This is a genomic window from Dyella japonica (assembly GCF_040545895.1).
Taxonomy (GTDB): domain Bacteria; phylum Pseudomonadota; class Gammaproteobacteria; order Xanthomonadales; family Rhodanobacteraceae; genus Dyella; species Dyella japonica_D.
The window spans coordinates 211,262-229,691 of the sequence record NZ_JBEPMU010000003.1; the positions used below are offsets into that span (position 1 = coordinate 211,262).

Annotated in this window: 12 protein-coding genes; 10 read left to right on the forward strand and 2 right to left on the reverse strand. The window is 61.8% G+C overall.

Going from position 1 to position 18,430, the window contains the following annotated elements; all coding sequences use genetic code 11:
* Positions 1-9 precede the first annotated feature (9 nt).
* The 5 genes from ABIC75_RS11240 (at position 10) to ABIC75_RS11260 (ending at position 7,025) form a co-directional block, all read left to right on the forward strand.
* A complete protein-coding gene (locus ABIC75_RS11240; RefSeq protein WP_354013943.1) occupies positions 10-1,263 on the forward strand; it encodes a hypothetical protein in 1,254 nt (417 codons plus the stop codon).
* 5 nt (positions 1,264-1,268) lie between these two features.
* Complete coding sequence (locus ABIC75_RS11245; RefSeq protein WP_354013944.1) at positions 1,269-3,239, forward strand: glycosyltransferase family 2 protein; 1,971 nt, start codon at positions 1,269-1,271, stop codon at positions 3,237-3,239.
* A 14-nt stretch (positions 3,240-3,253) separates the two neighbouring features.
* A complete protein-coding gene (locus ABIC75_RS11250) occupies positions 3,254-4,780 on the forward strand; it encodes an efflux transporter outer membrane subunit (RefSeq protein WP_354013945.1) in 1,527 nt (508 codons plus the stop codon).
* A 140-nt stretch (positions 4,781-4,920) separates the two neighbouring features.
* Positions 4,921-5,766 (forward strand): HlyC/CorC family transporter, encoded by an 846-nt coding sequence (locus tag ABIC75_RS11255; RefSeq protein ID WP_354013946.1) that lies wholly within the window; start codon positions 4,921-4,923, stop codon positions 5,764-5,766.
* Between the two features lie 38 nt (positions 5,767-5,804).
* Complete coding sequence (locus ABIC75_RS11260) at positions 5,805-7,025, forward strand: lipoprotein N-acyltransferase Lnb domain-containing protein (RefSeq protein WP_436407921.1); 1,221 nt, start codon at positions 5,805-5,807, stop codon at positions 7,023-7,025.
* A 9-nt stretch (positions 7,026-7,034) separates the two neighbouring features.
* Here ABIC75_RS11260 and ABIC75_RS11265 read toward each other — a convergent pair whose 3' ends face one another.
* Complete coding sequence (locus ABIC75_RS11265) at positions 7,035-9,038, reverse strand: acyltransferase family protein (protein WP_354013947.1); 2,004 nt, start codon at positions 9,036-9,038, stop codon at positions 7,035-7,037.
* Between the two features lie 113 nt (positions 9,039-9,151).
* Between ABIC75_RS11265 and corA the strand changes: the two genes are divergently transcribed.
* On the forward strand, positions 9,152-10,171 hold the full coding sequence (corA, locus tag ABIC75_RS11270; RefSeq protein WP_354013948.1) for a magnesium/cobalt transporter CorA: 1,020 nt from the start codon (positions 9,152-9,154) through the stop codon (positions 10,169-10,171).
* Positions 10,172-10,257: 86 nt separating this feature from the next.
* On the opposite strand, the gene ABIC75_RS11275 is transcribed toward corA, so the two are convergent.
* Positions 10,258-12,333: a S9 family peptidase gene (locus tag ABIC75_RS11275; RefSeq protein WP_354013949.1), complete on the reverse strand. Its 2,076-nt coding sequence runs from the start codon at positions 12,331-12,333 to the stop codon at positions 10,258-10,260.
* 447 nt (positions 12,334-12,780) lie between these two features.
* Here ABIC75_RS11275 and ABIC75_RS11280 point away from each other — a divergent pair, with 447 nt between their 5' ends.
* The 4 genes from ABIC75_RS11280 (at position 12,781) to ABIC75_RS11295 (ending at position 18,157) form a co-directional block, all read left to right on the forward strand.
* Positions 12,781-13,209: a pilin gene (locus ABIC75_RS11280; RefSeq protein WP_354013950.1), complete on the forward strand. Its 429-nt coding sequence runs from the start codon at positions 12,781-12,783 to the stop codon at positions 13,207-13,209.
* 335 nt (positions 13,210-13,544) lie between these two features.
* Positions 13,545-13,985 carry a pilin gene (locus ABIC75_RS11285; protein ID WP_354013951.1) on the forward strand — a complete coding sequence of 147 codons (441 nt, stop codon included), beginning with the start codon at positions 13,545-13,547 and terminating at the stop codon, positions 13,983-13,985.
* A 74-nt stretch (positions 13,986-14,059) separates the two neighbouring features.
* Positions 14,060-16,015, forward strand: coding sequence for a hypothetical protein (locus ABIC75_RS11290; protein WP_354013952.1), 1,956 nt, complete (start codon positions 14,060-14,062; stop codon positions 16,013-16,015).
* Between the two features lie 144 nt (positions 16,016-16,159).
* A complete protein-coding gene (locus ABIC75_RS11295) occupies positions 16,160-18,157 on the forward strand; it encodes a hypothetical protein (RefSeq protein WP_354013953.1) in 1,998 nt (665 codons plus the stop codon).
* Positions 18,158-18,430 lie beyond the last annotated feature (273 nt).

The following is an 18,430-nucleotide window of genomic DNA, read 5'->3' on the forward strand; positions in this document are numbered from 1 at the left end:
GAAGCCGGCATGTTGATACGACGACCTTGCTTTTTCGGTTTCGCACTGCTGCTGGCCATGGTGGCATCCAGCCCGGTGCCGGCCGCCGGCGTGACCCAGCAGCAACTTGCCGATAGCACATGCTCTGCCTTGCGCTCGGCGGCCACCGCCATTCCCGGACAGGGACCGATGCTGTTGCCGAGCTACCCGAACCTTCAGCCCGGATCGATGAAGGCCCTGGAGAACGTGGCGTTCGTCTACGACAACGCACTGGCCGGCATCGCGCTCACCGCCTGCGGTGACGCCGCGCAGGCTAAACGCATCGCCGATGCGCTGGTGATCGCTGCCTCGCATGACCCCAGCTTCAACGACGGCCGTCTTCGCAACGCCTATCGCGGCGGCGCGGTTACAGGCGAGAAGGCCGAATTGCCGGGCTATTGGGAGAGCAAGGGCAATTACTGGAGCCAGGACCCTTACCAGGTGGGCACGGCCACCGGCAATGTCGCCTGGGCGGCACTGTTGCTGCTGACCGTCTACGACAACAGTCACGACCGGCGATACCTCGATGCTGCCGTGGGACAGCTACACTGGATACAGGCCCATGCTTTGGGCAACGCACCTGCCGCTTACGAGGGCGGCGTGTTCGGCTACGACAACGCTCAGCGCCCACAGCACTGGAAAGCCACGGAACACAATCTGGACGTCTATGCGGCTGCGATATGGGCAGCGCGCGAAACCGGTGATGCCGCGCTGGCGCAACAGGCAAAGGTGGCTGGAGACTTCGTGAGGTCGATGTGGGATCCGACCCAGCACCGTTTTCTGGTCGGCACGCTCGACGATGGCAAAACGATTTCGCGCGACAAATCCGGCCTCGACGCGCAGGTGTGGCCGTTGCTCGCCTTCAATCCGCACCCAGCCGACTGGAATCAGGTGTGGTCCTGGGTCGATTCGCAACATCGTAGTGGCGACGGCTACGGCTATCGCCGCCAACCCGACGGTGTATGGACCGAGGGAACGGCGCAGGTCGCCACGACGCTGCAAGCGAGCGGCAAGCCGGTGCCCGACACGCTATGGCAACTGCTAGCGGCACAACGCAGCACCGGCGGCATGCTGTACGCCACGCCACAGCCGCGTATCGCCACTGATTTCGCGATTGGCCCTACCTCCACCTACGCCGACTTCTTCTACTACCACCAGCCCCACCTCGGCGCGACCGCTTGGGCCGCCTTGGCCGCCAAAGGCTGGAATCCCTTTGTGGGTCACCCGATGGCCCACGCGGAGTAGGCACCATGAGCTTTCCGTTCGACAACCTATCGATGCTCGAGGTGATCGGACTGACCTTGCTGTTGGGCGTGGGCTTGGCGCGGTTTGCCAACCCGCATCGCCAATTTGACCGCCTGCTGTTCGGCCTGTTGGCCGGCGGGCTGCTGCTGCGCTACGCGCTCTGGCGCACCGCCGACACGCTGCCCGACTCCAGCCACGGCTTCGCCAGCGTGTGGTCGTACGTGTTCTACGTCTTCGAGATGATCTCCATCGTGTACACGCTGGCAGCCATCGCGGTGATGGTGCGTCGACGCGACAACCGCCCGCAGGCCGATGCCGGCGAAGCCCGCCTGCGCGCGGCCGGCACGAACGTGCCCGCGGTGGATGTATTCATCGCCACCTATAACGAGGACTGGCAGATCCTGGAAAAGACCATCGTCGCCGCCAAGGCGATCGATTATCCGCATGTCGCGGTATGGGTACTCGACGATACGCGCCGCGACTGGCTGCGCGACCGCTGCGCCCAGCTCGGCGTGAACTACACGCGTCGGCCCGACAACAGCCATGCCAAAGCGGGCAATCTCAACAACGGCCTGCGGCTCTCCGCGGGCCACACCAACGCGCCCTACATCCTGGTGCTGGACGCCGACTTTGCGGCGCAGAAAAACATCCTCTATCGCGTGCTTGGACTGTTTGCCGATTCCAAGGTCGCACTCGTGCAGACGCCGCAGTTCTACTACAACGCCGATCCCATCCAGCACAACCTGGGCGCAACCGATAGCTGGGTGGACGAGCAGCGCGTGTTCTTCGACGTGTTCCAGCCTTCGCGCGATGCGTGGGACTCGGCCTTCTGCGTGGGCACGTCGTTCGTGATTTCGCGCAAGGCGATCACCGACGCCGGCGGCTTTCCGACCGACAGCGTGTGCGAAGACATCCACACCACCTATCTGCTGCGAAAGAGCGGCTATATCACGCGATGGCTCAACGAGCGCCTTTCGGTGGGCCTGTCGGCCGAGGGACTGGTGGAATACATCAACCAGCGCGGCCGTTGGTGCCTGGGCACCATGCAGGTGGCCTTGCTCAAGGACGGTCCCTTGCGCGGCTCGGGCTATCGACTGATCGACCGCCTGCACTACATCCACGGCATGCTGCACTGGATCGGCAAACCGTTCCTGCTGATGATGCTGGTGGCGCCGGTGCTGTACTGGTACTTCGGCATCGCCGCGTTCTACACCACGCCGGAGCGCTTCCTGTTCTACGGCCTGCCCGCGCTGATCGGCTTCTGGTTCTACGGCCCATGGATCACCGAACGCAGGACGCTGCCCATCTTTACGGAAGTGACGCAGCTGGTGGCATCGTACGCGGTGACCCGAACCATCATCTCGGCCTGCTTCCGTCCGTTTGGACGTCCGTTCAAGGTCACCGCCAAGGGGCTGGATCGTAGCAAGGTGGTGGTGCACTGGCGACTTGCGGGCTTCTTCATCACACTGATGCTTTTCCTCCAGATCGGTGCGGCGAACACCATCATGAACGCCGACATGAGCGCTGGCACGGTATTCAACCTTGGCTGGACGCTGATTGCCCTGGTGCTCAACCTGGCGGCGATCATGGCGTGCGTGGATCTTCCGCGACTGCGCCAGGAAGAACGGTTTCCGTTCCGCCGCGCCACACGCTGGCGCGTAGGTGCGCGAGAAGAAAGCAGCCAATTCATCGATATCTCGCTCAGCGGCGCCGCGCTGCGCCGAGGCACTGGCATGCCTGCGCGCGGCGAGCGGTTGCGTGTGCTGGTTCCCGAGGTGGGCTGGGTGCCGGCGCGGGTCGCTCGCCACAGCAAGCGGCGCCTGTGCGTGCAGTTCGAAACCGACGAAGCGTTGCGGCATCGACTCATCGAACTGATCTTCAGCCAGACACCGCACAACGTTGCCATCAAGGCGCGGCCGTTGCGTGCCTTCCTTCGCCTGGCGCGTCTCGCCGGCCTGTCCTTTTCGTCGCGCTGATTCCGGAGATCGCCATGAAGCCCCTGATTGTTGCCGCATCGCTTACCACGTGCCTGCTGGCCGCCTGCACGATGGAGCCGGCGTATCAGCGCCCGACCATGCCGGTGCCCAACCGCTACCCCGAACAGGCAAGAGCCACCCAGGCGGCAACAACGGCCGCATCGGCACCGGCGCCGGCCATGCCCGAACTGGAGTGGCGTGACTTCTTCAAGGACCCGGTGCTGCAGCGCCTGATCGAGATTGCACTGGACAACAACCGCGACCTGCGCATCGCCGCCGCCAACATGGCCGAAGCGCGTGCAGGCTATGGCGTGGCGCGCGCGAATCTGTTTCCCGAAATTGATCTGCAGGCCTACGCCGGACGCCAGCGCTTGCCGGGGATGACGCAACAGCCGAGCAATGGGCTGCTGGGCCCGATCCAGAACAATCGCACCACCGCTGCCTCGTTCAATACCTTCCAGGTGCAAGCGGCCACGACCAATTACGAACTCGATTTCTTCGGTCGCCAGCGCGCCACGGCGCACGAATCGGGCAGGCTGGCGGAGGCCAGCGCCGCTGACTACCAGGCCGCCCGCATTGCCGTGATCGGCGAAGTGGCCGATGCGTATCTGGCGCTCAATGCCGATCGCGCCCTGCTGCAATTGGCCCAGCAGACGCTCGCCGCGCAGCAGCAACACGCACAGGTGATGCAGAACGCTTTCCGCGATGGCGGCGTGTCGGAGTTCGACATGCGCCGCTCACAGACTCAGGTGAGCTCCGCCCAGGTGGATGTTGAAGACGTGCAGACCCGCATCGCCAAGGACATCAATGCCATGACGGTGCTGATTGGCCAACCGCTGCCGGCTGGCTACGCCACGCCGAGCCAGTGGCAGGCACCCTTGCTGACCGATGTGCCAGCCGGACTGCCTTCATCCCTGCTGGATCGCCGCCCCGACATCGTCGCTGCCGAGGACAGGCTTCGCGCGGCCAATGCAGACATCGGTCGCGCCCGTGCCGCCTTCTTCCCGAACATCGCGCTGACCGCGGCGCTTGGCGCCCTGAGCGGCGGACTCTCCAACCTGTTCTCGGCCGGCTCGCTGGCGTGGAACGCGGGCGCCTCGGCGGCCATGCCGTTGCTCGATTGGGGCAAGAACAAGAACGAGCTTTCCGCCAGCAAGGCCCGCTACAGCGGTGCCACGGCCGCCTATGAAGGCACTGTGCAGCAGGCCTTCCGCGAAGTCGCCGACGCACTGGCCGTGCGTGACCACATCGTGCCCGAGCTCAAGGCCCAGCAGGAGCTGGTGGACCAGTCGCAACGCGTCTATGGCATCTCGCAGGTCCGCTTCAAGGAAGGTATGGACGACTACATCGCCACCCAGGACGCACAGCGTTCGCTGTATGCCGCCCAGCAAAAGCTGGTGGGCCTGCAACTCGACCAGGCGGTGAACCAGGTCAACCTCTACAAGGCCCTTGGTGGTGGCTGGAATGGCAATCGCGGGCAGACGGCCGCTGGGGTAGCCAGGGCACCGTCGCCAGTGTCACCCACGGCCAGCGCCCGATGAATTCACGGGCGTCCCGCGGCCGGAACCGGGGCCTGCTCCCGGTGTGGCCGCCCGCGCCCCGGCGCCTTGTTCCTGAATCGTCACGAATTTTCCGCTAGACTGACCATTCCGCCCGAGTTTGGGCAGCATCCGCACGAGTAATGAACGAGGACCCTGGCAGTACCAGCGGCCCGGCCCACCGCAGTTGGTGGGATCGACTGGGCCACATGTTTTCCGGCGAGCCGCGCAACCGCAAGGAGCTCATCGACGAGCTGCGCACCGCCCAGGCCAACGGCCTGATGTCCATCGACACCCTGACCATGGTCGAGGGTGCGATCAAGGTCACCGAGCTCAGCGTGGACGACGTCATGATCCCGCGCGCGCAGATCGTGATGCTTTCGGCCGAAGCTCCGCTGCACGACATCCTCGAAACTGTGGTGGAATCGGGCCACTCGCGCTTCCCCGTGCACGGCGAAGACAAGGACGACATCCTCGGCATCCTGCTCGCCAAGGACCTGCTCCGCTTCGTGGGCAACGGCGATCACTTCGACATCGCCAGCGTGCTGCGCCCGGCGGTGCTCATTCCCGAATCCATGCGCCTGAACGTGCTGCTGGCGGAGTTCCGCCACACGCGCAACCACATGGCGCTGGTGGTGGACGAATACGGCGGCGTCGCCGGCCTGATCACCATCGAAGACGTGCTCGAACAGATCGTCGGCGAGATCGACGACGAGCATGACGACGAGGAAGAACCTGAGCTGATGCACGAGCAATCGGGCGGCGGCTGGGTGGTCAGCGCCCTCACCCCGATCGCCGACTTCAACGAACAGACCGGCGCCAGTTTCTCCGACGAGGAATTCGACACGGTGGGTGGCATGTGCACCTCCGAGTTCGGCCACCTGCCGGAAGTGGGCGAGGAAATCGTGATCGGCGATTACCTGTTCCACGTCACCGAAGCGGACGACCGCCGTGTGCAGGCGTTCCGCGTCACCCGCCTGGAAAACTGATCGTGCATGATCATGGCAGGACGCCGGCGTCGCCGCGCCTGAGTCGCTTCATCGCCAGCGTCGCCAGCCTCCTGCTGTGCTGCCTGCTTCTTTGGCCATCTCATGCACAAGCTGGCGTGGCCAACGCGCCAGGCAGCAACCTCGAAGTGTCGCTGGTCACCTATGGCCCCGGCGACACCTATTGGGAACGCTTCGGGCACGACGCCATCGAGCTGCGTGACACCGTGAGCGGCGAAGCCGTCACGTTCAACTACGGCGTGTTCGACTTCGACGAAAGCGGCTTCCTGCTGAATTTCGCCCGCGGCCAAATGCACTACCTGATGGACGCCGCGCCCTCCGACGTCGACCAGCACTACTACACCGAAGTCGGCCGCTCGGTGACGCGCCAGCGGCTCGCCTTCACGCCGGCCCAGGCGGCCGAGATGCGCGACTACCTACTGTGGAACCTGCAGCCGGAAAACGTGCGCTACGAGTACGACTACTACGTGCGCAACTGCGCCACGCGCGTGCGCGATGCAATCGACAAGGCACTCGGCGGCGTCATGAAGCCGCAGCTCGAAGCACGCGCCGGCGGCATGACGTATCGCCAGCAAACCGCGCGCCTGATGAGCCAGCAGGCGTGGCTGATGCTCATCCTCGACCTTGGCCTCGGCCCTTACGCCGACCAGCCGATGAACGCCTGGCAGGAAGCGTTCCTGCCGATGGAACTGCAGAGCGAAGTCCGCCACGTCACCGTGAACAACGCGGAAGGCCACGCGCAACCGCTCGTGCTGGACGAACAGGTGGTGTCGCCCAATCGCCTCGATGCACCGCCGGCAACCGCGCCCGATCTTCGTCTGCCGCTGGCATTGGCCGGGCTGATCTTCGCCATCCTGTTGATCGCCGCCTACCGCTTTGCGCCCGTCGTTTACGCCCTGCTGGGCTCGCTGTATCTGGTGCTCGCCGGCCTCGTCGGTTTGGCACTGCTGATCCTGTGGACGCTCACCACGCACCACTCCGCGTGGGGCAACGCCAACCTGCTGCTGTTCAACCCGCTCGCCTTTCTACTGCTGGCTGCGCTGTGGCGCTCACGCAAGCGGTTGCCAGCCTCGCGCTTCGCCAACAGCGTGATCGCGCTGCAACTGCTCGCCGTCCTCGCCGCCTGCCTGATGCATCTGCTGCCCGGCGTGGTGCAGCAGAACCAGCCTTGGCTGCTTTTCGCGCTGCCGATTTGGCTGGCGATGGCCTGGATGCTCAGGAAGCAGCGGGCGCCGATCTAAACGCCTTGCTCAAGGGCGCGCGCCCGCAAGCGAGGCGTGCGACGTGCCGGTTTGCAGATCACCGATACGCCGCCCCAGTTCTGGCGCCAGCGACTTCGCGAAGCTGGCCGTCATGTGCTGGGAATCGCGGAACACGATCACACCGCCCATTTCTGCCGCACACCTGCCTTGGGGGCAGATCCGATCGTTCATATCGATGATCTGCACGTTGGTAAATCGCGAACTGGCCTGTTGCAGCCACTGCAGCACGAGTTCATCGTGCGGATCGGAAGAGGGCGCGTCACACGACTGTCGCGCACCAAGCCATTTCGGCCGACCTTGATGAGCAGCCAGACAGTCCAGCCCGTCAAAGGGCAGGCGCGGCGTGCCTCGCAGAATGAGAATGCGGCTTGCCGAGTGATCAATACTGCCCAGTACTCGCGACGTACCTTCTACCCACTGGGCCTGGCTAAAGCCGTCCGTTGCGACGGTACTCAACAGAACCATGTCCGGATGCAACTCAGACAGCTGCGCGAGTGCGTTTCGTCTCCACTCGGAGCACTCGGTATATTCCCTGCCGATGCGTGCATAGAAAAACGATTCGTCGACCATCGGGCAGGACGATTTCGTCAGTACCACCAGGCGCCAATCACTTTTTCCGAAGACTTCGGCGACCGCAGGAAACCACTGGCCCGCGATACTGTCGCCCATCAACACCGCCGTATGCGGCGCGCTCGAGGGACCGAAATAACAGGGCTTCACGGCGCTGCTGTAATAGAAGTCGTCGCAGCCCTTGCGATAGATGGCCGGCGTATCGCTGCGAGCTGCGGCGTACCGCTGCATCTCCGGACTACTGAAACGCACCAACGTCGTATTGAACCATGCCATCGTCAGCAGGTTGACCAGCACCATAATGGCCAGGCAACCCATCAATGCCATCCGTGGGCGGTCCAACCACCACGACTGATGTCGCACGGGATACTCGACCCAACGGTAAGACGCTGCCGCCAGACCAAGCGCCACCGTGACAGAAGCCAGCCGCACCATCGGATCGTGGGAACCGGCAATCGCATAACCCAGCAACAGTGCCGGCCAATGCCACAGATACCAGGCATAGGACACGCGACCCAGCATCTGCATGGGACGAAGCGCCAGCAACCGCGACAGGCCTATGCCATCACCATGCGAACCCGCCCACACCATGAGCACAGCACCAACGACAGGAATGGCCGCGCGCCAGCCCGGGTATGGCGTGTTTGCTCCATAAGTCAGCGCGGCTGTCGCCACCAGCAAGAAGCCCACCCATCCGGCCGCCTGCACCACGCCTCTGGCGGCGCGAGGTCCGAAAAGGCCTTGAACGTTTCCGCGAAGACCAAGCCAGATCAACGCACCCGCCGCGAATTCCCAAGCGCGGACCGGCATCATGTAGAACGCCCATTGCGGAAACCGCGGAGTCAGCAGCCAACTGGCGATAAGCCCCGACACGACCAGGGCCACCATGACCCAACGCAACTGGCCCGTTCGCTTGCCGTCTCTGGCGCGCCCCAAAGCAAGCAACAAAAGAGGCCACACGAGATAGAACTGCTCCTCCACGCCCAACGACCAGGTATGAAGAAAAAGGTTGCTGTCCGTGCCCGGCGCAAAATAGTCCATCTGCACCAGCGCGTAATAAATATTGCTCGCCCATAGCGCAGCCATGGCGGCCGCACTGGGTTGCTGCAATTGCTCGCCAGGCGCGAGCACAACGGCTGCCACCAGCGACGTGACGACGATCATCAGGATGAGCGCCGGCATCAAGCGGCGTAGGCGGCGCAGGTAGAAGTCACCGAAGGCAATGCTGCCGGTGTTTTCCAACTCGCGGAGCAACAAGCCAGTAATGAGAAACCCGGAGAGAACAAAGAAGACGTCGACGCCGACAAACCCGCCCGCAAGCCACGGAATGCCGGCGTGCGCTCCCACGACCAGTGCTATGGCCAACGCCCGGAGCCCTTCGATATCCCCCCGGTAACCCAACTGGTAATCGCCACGCTTCATGGAACTGTCATGCCCCCTGCCCTAGGGTCTGGATCATACGACGGCCCGGAAAGAATGCTGTGCCCCGTCGACGGAAATTGCGCCCCGGCCCCATAAAACGGCATCATCACGGCATGTCATTACCCTCTCTTTCCACGCAGCCGGCCGCTGCACAGACCGGAGCCATGGTCGTCAACTGCGTTGCCTATCGCTTCGATGGGCAGCGCATTGGCGACATCAGCGTCGATGACATCAGCGAAGTGCTGAAGCAACCTGACACCTTCGTGTGGGTGGGATTGCACGAGCCCGACGAATCGCTGCTGCACAAACTGCAGGAAGAGTTCGACCTGCATGATCTTGCGATCGAGGACGCGCAGGCCGCACACCAGCGCACCAAGATCGAGACCTATGGCGACTCGCTGTTTGTGGTGGTGCAAACCGCGCAACTGGTGAGCGGCCATCTTGCCTTTGGCGAGACGCATGTGTTCCTCGGCCAGCGCTATCTGGTGACGGTGCGCCACGGCGCCTCGCTCTCCTACGCCCCTGCCCGACGCAACTGCGAACACACGCCGGACCTGCTCGCGCTGGGCCCCGCCTATGGCCTGTATGGCGTGCTCGACTACATCGTCGACAACCTGCTGCCCATCGTGCGCGACTTCCGCGAAGAGCTGCAGGAGCTGGAGAAGGACATCTTCTCCGACACCTTCCGGCGCAGCACGATCCGTCGCCTGTACGACATGCAACGCGACCTGATGACCTTGCGCCTCGCGGTGGCACCGATGCAGGACATCATCAGTCAGCTGGTGCGACAGCATCCGCAGCTGATTCCCGATGAATTACGCGCCTACTTCCGCGACGTGTACGACCACGTTTTCCGCGTCAACGAGTCGATCAGCGCCATGCGCGAGATGCTCGCGGCAGCCATCAACGTGAACTTGTCGCTGGTCACCTTCGGCCAGAACGAAGTGATGAAGCGCCTCGCCGGCTATGCGGCCATGTTGGCCGCACCCACGCTGATCACGAGCTGGTACGGCATGAACTTCGCGCACATGCCCGAGCTCAACAAGCCATGGGCGTATCCCGTGATCATCGGGCTGGTCCTGTCCATCGTGACCACGATCTACTTCATCCTCAAGCGCAATCGCTGGCTTTGACAGCGGCTTTGTCATCACGAGCGAGATGCGCTCAAAAAAACGGCGGCTCAGAGGCCGCCGTTTTTCTTACATCAGAAGCTCAAACATCACTTGCTGGTTGAAGTCGACGCATCCTGCGCCGTCCACTGCCTCAACCACGCATTCACCGTCTCATGCCACTGCACGCTGTTCTGCGGCTTGAGCACCCAATGGTTCTCGTCCGGGAAGTGCAGCAGCTTGCTGGGAATGCCGCGGCGCTGCAGCGCCGTGAACGCGCCCAGGCCCTGCGTGTCCGGAATGCGGAAGTCCTTGGCCGAATGCACGACCAGCATCGGCACGCGCCAATCCTTGACGTGGTTGACCGGGTTGAACTTCTCGTAGTTTTCCGGGTGCTCGTACTGCGTGCCGCTGTTCTCGCGCTCTTCGAACCACAGCTCTTCGGTGTCGTAGTACATGGCACGCGCATCGAACACGCCGTCGTGATCCACCAGGCACTTCCACGGCTGGTTCCACACGCCGGCGATCCAATAGATCATGTAGCCGCCATAGCTCGCGCCGAGCGCACACGCGCGATCGCCATCGAGGAAGCTGTACTTGGAAAGCGCGGCGCTCCAGCCGGCCTTGAGGTCTTCCAGCGGCTTACCGCCCCAATCGCCCGAGATCGAATCGGTGAACGACTGGCCGTAGCCGGTGGAACCGTGGAAGTTGATGGTGACGACGGCAAAGCCTTGGCCCGCGTACGTCTGCGGATTCCAGCGATAGCTCCAGCTGTTGTTCATAGCGCCCTGCGGGCCACCGTGGATGATGAAGGCCACCGGGTATTTCTTGCCGGCCTTGTAACCCACCGGTTTCACCACGTAGCCCTGCACCGTTTCGTTGTTCCAACCCTTGAAGGTGAAGAACTCCGGCTCGCCCAACTGCACTTTCTTCAGCGCATCGGCGTTGTAGTGCGTGACCTGCTTGAGGCCCTTGCCCTGCAGGTCGGCAACGTAGAGATCGGCCGAACGCTTGAGGTCATCGCGCTGCACGAGCAGCGACGACTTGCCCAGCGAGTAGCCGCCCACTTCGCCATTGGTGACGAGCGTGGTGGCTTTGCCGCTGGCCACGTCGATGGCGAACAGCGGGTGCTGCCCGTTGTCGTCGGCGGTGACATAGAGCGTCTTGCCATCGGCCGACATCTGCATACCGCCAGCGGAGCGATCCCAGCTCGGGGCCACTTCGCGCTTCTGCCCGCTGGCCAGGTCCATCGCCATGATGCGGAAGCGATCCGACTCGGACGCCGGCGTCTTCATGGCAAGGTAGTAGAGCGTCTTGCCATCCGGCGAGGGCACCGGGAACGCATCCCATGCAAGGTTCTCAGCGGTGAGGTTGCGCGGTGCAGCCGAGCCGTCGGCCGGCACGCTGTAGACGTCGAAATTGGTCGACCACGGCTCGCTCTTGCCAGCGATACGCACATCGAAATACACGGTCTTGCCATCGGGCGAGAAACTGAATTCCGCATCGTCACCGAACGGCTTGCTCGGCACGTCGCCGTCGATGCCACGCGTCAGCAGCGTTGGTTGTTCGGACGGCTGATCGAGGTCGGCGATGAACAACTGCGCGCGGCGCCCGTCGGCCCACGTGTCCCAGTGACGCACGAAGAGCTTGTCGTAGACGGTGCCTGACGCCTTGTCCTTCGCACGACCGTCGAGGCGCTCCTTCGTGCAGGCCAGATCGGCGCAATCGGTGAACACGCCAAAGGTAAGCAACGCCTTCTTGCCATCGGGCGAGAGCTTGTAGCCGTCCACATCGATCGGCGCATGAGTCACCTGCACCGCGCCTGCCGAACCGGCAAGCGGACGACGCCACAGCTGCGCGACGCCATCCTTCTCGGCCACGTAATAGATGGCCGAACCATCCGGCGACCAACGCGGCGACGAGGCCTTCTCCACCAACTTGACCGCACTGCCCTTGGCCAGGTCGAGCACATAGATCGACGTGATGCCCTTGTTCGCTGCGTAGTCGGTGGCACGCACCGTATAGAGCGCCTGGCGGCCATCCGGCGACAGCTGCGGATCGCCGACGCGATCCATCATCACGAGGTCGCGGATGTTGAAGGGATGGGTACCGTGGTTCTCGACCTCGGCCGCTACGGCAGAGGTACCGGCCAACGCAAGCGCCAACGCGACAAACAAGGGTTTCATGGGTGGGGTTCCTGGGTGTTGCGAAAGAGGTGACGGTAAGGGGCTGCGGGGGTTGAAGCAAGGCGCGATGCGGCATGGCGGGATATCGCTGGCTAGCCTCCCAATTACAGCAGCCCGCCCGCCTATCGCAGGCCATCCTCCAAGCGGCGGTGCCCCGATAGCATCCAATCTGTCGCCCCACTAATCGATCCGACCTCATTCGTGCCGGATCCGATCGCGCGAGCCGTACTTTGTCAGAGGCCCGGTTCGTCATCCGGCACGGGGACACCCTTTCATGGGGCATGGAGGCAATGGACGAAAAGCGCCTGATTCCGGCCAGCCTCTTCGTGACCGGCTTCACGAATCACCGTGACGGTGGCCATTGAGTCGTAGATATCTACGACCTTCCAGTCCCCTTGGTACAAAACCTGCTCCCGGACTGCTCAGGAAAACACAGGGGAGTACCACATGTCGCGCCCGCGAACTGCCGCAGGCTTTACGCTGATCGAGTTGATGATCGTCGTGGCGATCATCGCCATCCTGGCGGCTATTGCCATCCCGCAGTATCAGTTCTATGTGGTGCGCTCCCAAGTTACGGCAGCCCTGAGTGACATAACGCCGGGCCGCACAGCTTACGAAACGCTGATCAACCAGGGTGTCACCGACGGCACAACGTACGCCAATGCCAACAATCTCGGGCTACAGCCGGTCACACCGCATTGTCTGAAGATCACAGCGACCGCGTCGCCCACTCAGGGCACCATTGTGTGCACCCTTGATGGAAGCTCCGTTATCAAGAATCAGACGCTCGAACTGGATCGAAGTTCTTCCGGTACTTGGTCGTGCAAGTCCGAGGTCGAAGCCCGCTATCTGCCAACCAGCTGCCAGAACGGCTAAACCAAAGGGCTAAAGGTGACAAAAAATGTCACCAGATGACCGCCAAGGGCGATCAACGTGCGGATTCACAGTAGACATCGCGATCAGGTACTCAGTACTCGCACCTGGTCGCCCGGCATGGCTTGTTGACTAGTGCCAACCCCTGCACAATCCGGTCACCTGCCAGCAAGCAGGGGCCTGTTGGAGGCAGGAGTGGCACACAAGATGCTGCTACCTGCTTCGAGTTTCCTGGTCGTTCCACGTCAATTGTGGGGGACCGGATCCGCCTAGGGGGTACGGGACCGGGGCTCAGGGGCACAATCAACGGTTAGCTAACCAAAAACAGAGGAACCACCATGAAGAACCAGAAGGGCTTCACCCTGATCGAACTGATGATCGTCGTGGCGATCATCGCGATCCTGGCTGCCATTGCCATTCCGCAGTACCAGACCTACGTCATCCGCTCGCAGGTGACCCGCGCCATCGGCGAAGCCGGCGACATGAAGGTCGCTGTGGAAGACTGCCTCAACGCCGGTGCCACGGACTGGGGTACGCCCGCCAGCTGCGTCAACACCAGCACCTCGTCCGACCTGCTTTCGGGCGGTCATCCGGTTGTCAGCGGTTTCACGCCGCCTCTCACGATTACCGCGACCTTTGGCACCGGCAACACTGGCCATGCAAACACTGCGCTCAGCGGCGGCAGCGTCGTGTGGACCCGTGACACTAGCGGCACGTGGACCTGCAGCAGCGTTGCCCATGGCGTGTCGGCAAAGTACGCCCCGGCCAGCTGCCAGTAAACAACTGATTGCGGTTAGATCCACAAGGGCCGCCATTAGGCGGCCCTTCTTTTTTGATGGAACAGAATTAGCCTATGAGTCGCATATCAAAGTCTCAGCACCAGAAACTCTCGGTGAGAGGCCTCTCCCTGCTGGCCGCGATTCTCATATTCGCCGTATTCTTCCCGGCCCTCCAAGGCGGCTTCATCTTCGACGACTACCCAATCTTCGCGGAAAATCCTGCCGTCCATGTCACTGGATGGCACTGGGACGACTGGGTGTCTGTCTGGCACTGGTCACTCAACAATATCCAGCGACCGTTGGCCATGCTGACTTATGCGCTCAACTACGCGCTTGGTGGCAGCACATTCGGCTTCAAACTGACGAACCTGCTTATACATCTGATCAATGCACTGCTAACCCTGGCGTTAACGAGGCACCTGCTCGGTGCGGCATGGCGCCTTCGCGAGAACGACAATGGTAATATTTCGCGGAAATTGATCGACTTCAGCGCACTGGCGATTACCCTGGCATGGGCCGTCCATCCGCTTCAAGTTTCCACCGTGATGTACGTCGTACAGCGCATGGAAATGCTCGGCTTCACGTTCACATTGTTGGCGCTGCTCGCCTACTGGAAGGCGCGCACATGCCAACGATCGGGCCAGCGCGCATGGCCGTGGCTGCTGCTCTTCGGTGCACTCATTGCGACCGGTTATTTCGCCAAGGAAACGGCGATACTCGTGCCAGGCTACACATTGCTCATCGAGTTGACGCTACTGCATTTCAGCGCGGCCAGCCCGAGCGTCTCACGGACGTGGAAAGCCTTTTACGCCATCGGCTGCGCAGCGGCGCTGGGCTTTCTGCTGTTCCATCTGATTCCACACGTCGCGCAGCCCATCAACTATGTGAGCCGCAACTTCACAGCCTCCCAGCGTGAATTGACGCAATTGCGCGTACTGCCTATGTACCTCTACTGGATACTGGCGCCTCTACCCAGCCATTTCCAGTTCTACTACGACAACTACGCGGCTTCTCTAGATCTTTTCCATCCGATTAGTACGCTGCTAGGAGCCGTCGTCCTGGCCGGGCTGGCTTTCGTGGCTATCGCCGCGCGATATCGCAGGCCCCTGCTGGCGCTGGGCATTGGCTGGTTTTTCATTGCCCATATCCTCACCAGCAGCCCCATTCCCTTGGAACTGGTTTTCGAACATCGCAATTACCCCGCGCTTCTTGGCGTGTTGCTGGCCGTCGCTGATCTCCTGCGCCTGATGCTTGCGCGGGCTGACGCCCGCGTGGCTGCCCTGATTGCGGCGCTGCTCATCGCTAATCTCTGTTTGTTTACTTTCATCCGCGCATCCATCTGGAGCAGCCCTTTTCAGCTATCCGTCGCACTCGCGGATGCCAACCCCGGTTCCACCCGCGCAGCTCTGGACTTGGCGAGGCGTTACATGGCCATGTCGGGGGGCGACCCGGATTCACCACTTTATGCGATGAGCCTCAAGGAACTCGAGCGGGCAGCGGCATTGCCGACGTCGTCTGCGCTACCGGAAGAGTCTCTTCTGCTTGTCGCAGCCGACCGTCCGGACATGCCCGCTCAGCCATGGTGGGACAGTTTGACCCACAAGCTGAAAACCGGACCTCTAATGGGCGACAACTACGCAGCGCTAAACAAGCTGATGACCCAGCGACTCGGTGGTAAGAAGGGCATTGATGCCCACCGGCTGGCGAACGCCTATGCAGTAGCGATCGAGCGGTCGCCGACTAGGGAAATGTTGCACGTGGAGTATGCGGAGCTTGCTGGCGAGGCTCTGGATGATCCGGATCTGGCGGTCCAGCAATGGCAGGCTGCGCTCAGGCTTGAGAAGGATCTTCCCGGCTACGCTAAACAGCTGGCCTCGTACTTGGCATCCAGTCGACGCGACACGGAGTCCGCGGCGGTTATCGCGTATGCGATTGCGCTGCAGCCTTCGTTGCGTGATGACCCCCAAATACTCGCGATCCAGGTTGAAATGCGATCACGGAGTGCCACCGAACCCCGTCCGGCGCTGTGAAAAGAGCAGGAGCGGCCTTCAAACCCATGGTCCGCCAAGGATTCCCTTGCTCAGGGAGAATCGGAGAGGCCAGGATTTGGTGACCTAGGGGCCAGAACGACGACCCTGTAAGCTGGCGTCATAAATTCTTAATGATGGGACACCGTGGCAGAAGGCTCCTCACAACCTCGCATTGGCCTGCGCATGGTGGCTCTGGCGCTGCTTGTAACGACGATCGTCTATTGGCCTGGCCTGTATGGAGGCTGGTTGTTTGATGATTATCCGAACATCGTCGACAACAAGGGCATTCAGCCGCAGTCGGCCAACCTTCCATCACTGATCACGGCGGCACTCTCGTCCCCTGCCAGCGACCTCAAGCGCCCATTGGCATCATTGAGCTTCGCAACGAACTTTCTCCTGACGGGGTTGGATCCGTTCTGGATGAAGTTGAGCAACCTCGTGATTCACCTGATCAACGGGTTGCTGATTTTTCTGGTCGCTCGTTCGCTAACCCGGCTGGCTGATCGGCATCGACCGACCAAGCGTACGGCCGAGGTCTTCGCCGGCTGGGTGGCAAGCTGCTGGTTATTGCTGCCCATCAACCTGACGGGCGTGCTGTATGTCGTCCAGCGCATGGAAAGCCTCGCCAATGTGTTCGTATTGCTGGGCCTACTTGGCTACATTGTCGGGCGTTACCGCATGCAGCATGAGAACGGCTCGCAGCTTGCTGGCCTTGGCATTAGCGCGGGCAGTCTGATCGCTGGAACTGTCTTCGGCCTGATGGCGAAAGAAACGGCAATCATGCTCCCGCTGTATGCATTTCTCATCGAGTCGATATTGCTTGGATTCGGCTCGCGCAAGTCCATAAAAAGGGACCGGCGCGTCATTGCCCTCTTCGTAGTGACTTTGTTCGTGCCGTTTATCTTGGGCGCCGCATGGCTCGCTCCGACACTGTTGCAACCCGAGGCATGGGCAACGCGCGACTTTAATATCTCGACCCGCCTCCTGACAGAGGCAAGAGTCGTCGTCGACTACATGGTCTGGACAGCATTTCCACTACCCTCCTTCCTCTCCTTCTATCACGACGACTACATCGTCTCGACCGGACTGCTGTCTCCTGTAGGCACATCAGTATGCCTGTGCATCCTGGCCGCATTGATCGGCTTGATGCTGTGGATGAAGAAGCGGCGCCCATTGGCCTCCACGGGCATCGCACTTTTTCTTGGAGCACAGCTGCTCACGGCGACGATATTGCCTCTCGAACTTGTCTACGAGCACCGTAACTACTTCGCAAGTTTCGGCTTGCTCTTGACGATTGTCGATCTGCTGTATTTGCGCACTGTATCGAGCACATGTATAGATACGGCTGCGCAAGACTCACAACCACGGCGGACCATCGATTCACAACTGGCGCTGTTTGCCCTGTTAGCTCTCACGCTCTGGTGGACCACAGCCACGGCCCTGACCGCTTACGCTTGGGGCGATCCATTGCGCTTGTCCGTCGAACTGGCAAATCGCGGCCCCGATTCACCCCGGGCGCAGTACGAGCTCGGGCGAACGTACATCATTTACTCGGGTTATGACCCGCACTCGCCATACACAAAACTCGCCTACCCTCCGCTGGAGAGAGCTGCTCGAATCTCGGCATCGTCGATCCTTCCTCTCCAGGCGCTGATCTTCATGAATTCCCGCATGCACCTGCCGCTAGACCCGAAGTGGTGGGACACCATGGCCACCAAACTCAAGGAGCGCAGGCCTGGAGTCCAAGACGAAAGCTCGCTCGGGGCATTGGCCCATTGCGCCGCCGATCGACTATGCGACCTGCCTCCCCAGGAGATGACCAGGGCCTTCCAAGCCGCATTGGATCATCCAAACCCAACAGCACGCCTGCTTTCGATGTATGGAGAGTACGCATGGAATGTCCTCGACAACAAGCAAATGGGCTTGGAGATGACGCGCCGGGCGTCCGATGGCGCTCCGCACGAGGCGGTTTACCTGATGAATCTGATAAAGATGGAAATTGCCGTCGGGGAACTGAACCGCGCGCAGGACGATCTTCTGCGACTGCGTAAGCTCAGCATTGGCGGTTCGCTCGACAGCAGCGTCGAACAATTGGCCACCATGTTGGCCAATCGGCACAAAACCCTGCCGCCTAGCTTTTGAGTTCTCTCAAGCATGACGATTTCACGGCACAACACAGAATCACGAGCGGCGAAGAAGAGCATGCGCGTCCTCCTCATAAGCACGTCGTACCCCAGCGATTCTCGTGATTGGCGCGGGGTGTTCATTCGTCACATAGTCGCAGCTCTCTCCAGGCTCGATGGCGTGAAGCTGAGCGTCTGGGCACCGCCAGGCGATTTGCCTTCGAACGTGGAACATGCCACTTCTCCTTCGGAGTCCCGCTGGCTCCGGAGACTCATGCGGGCCAACGGCATC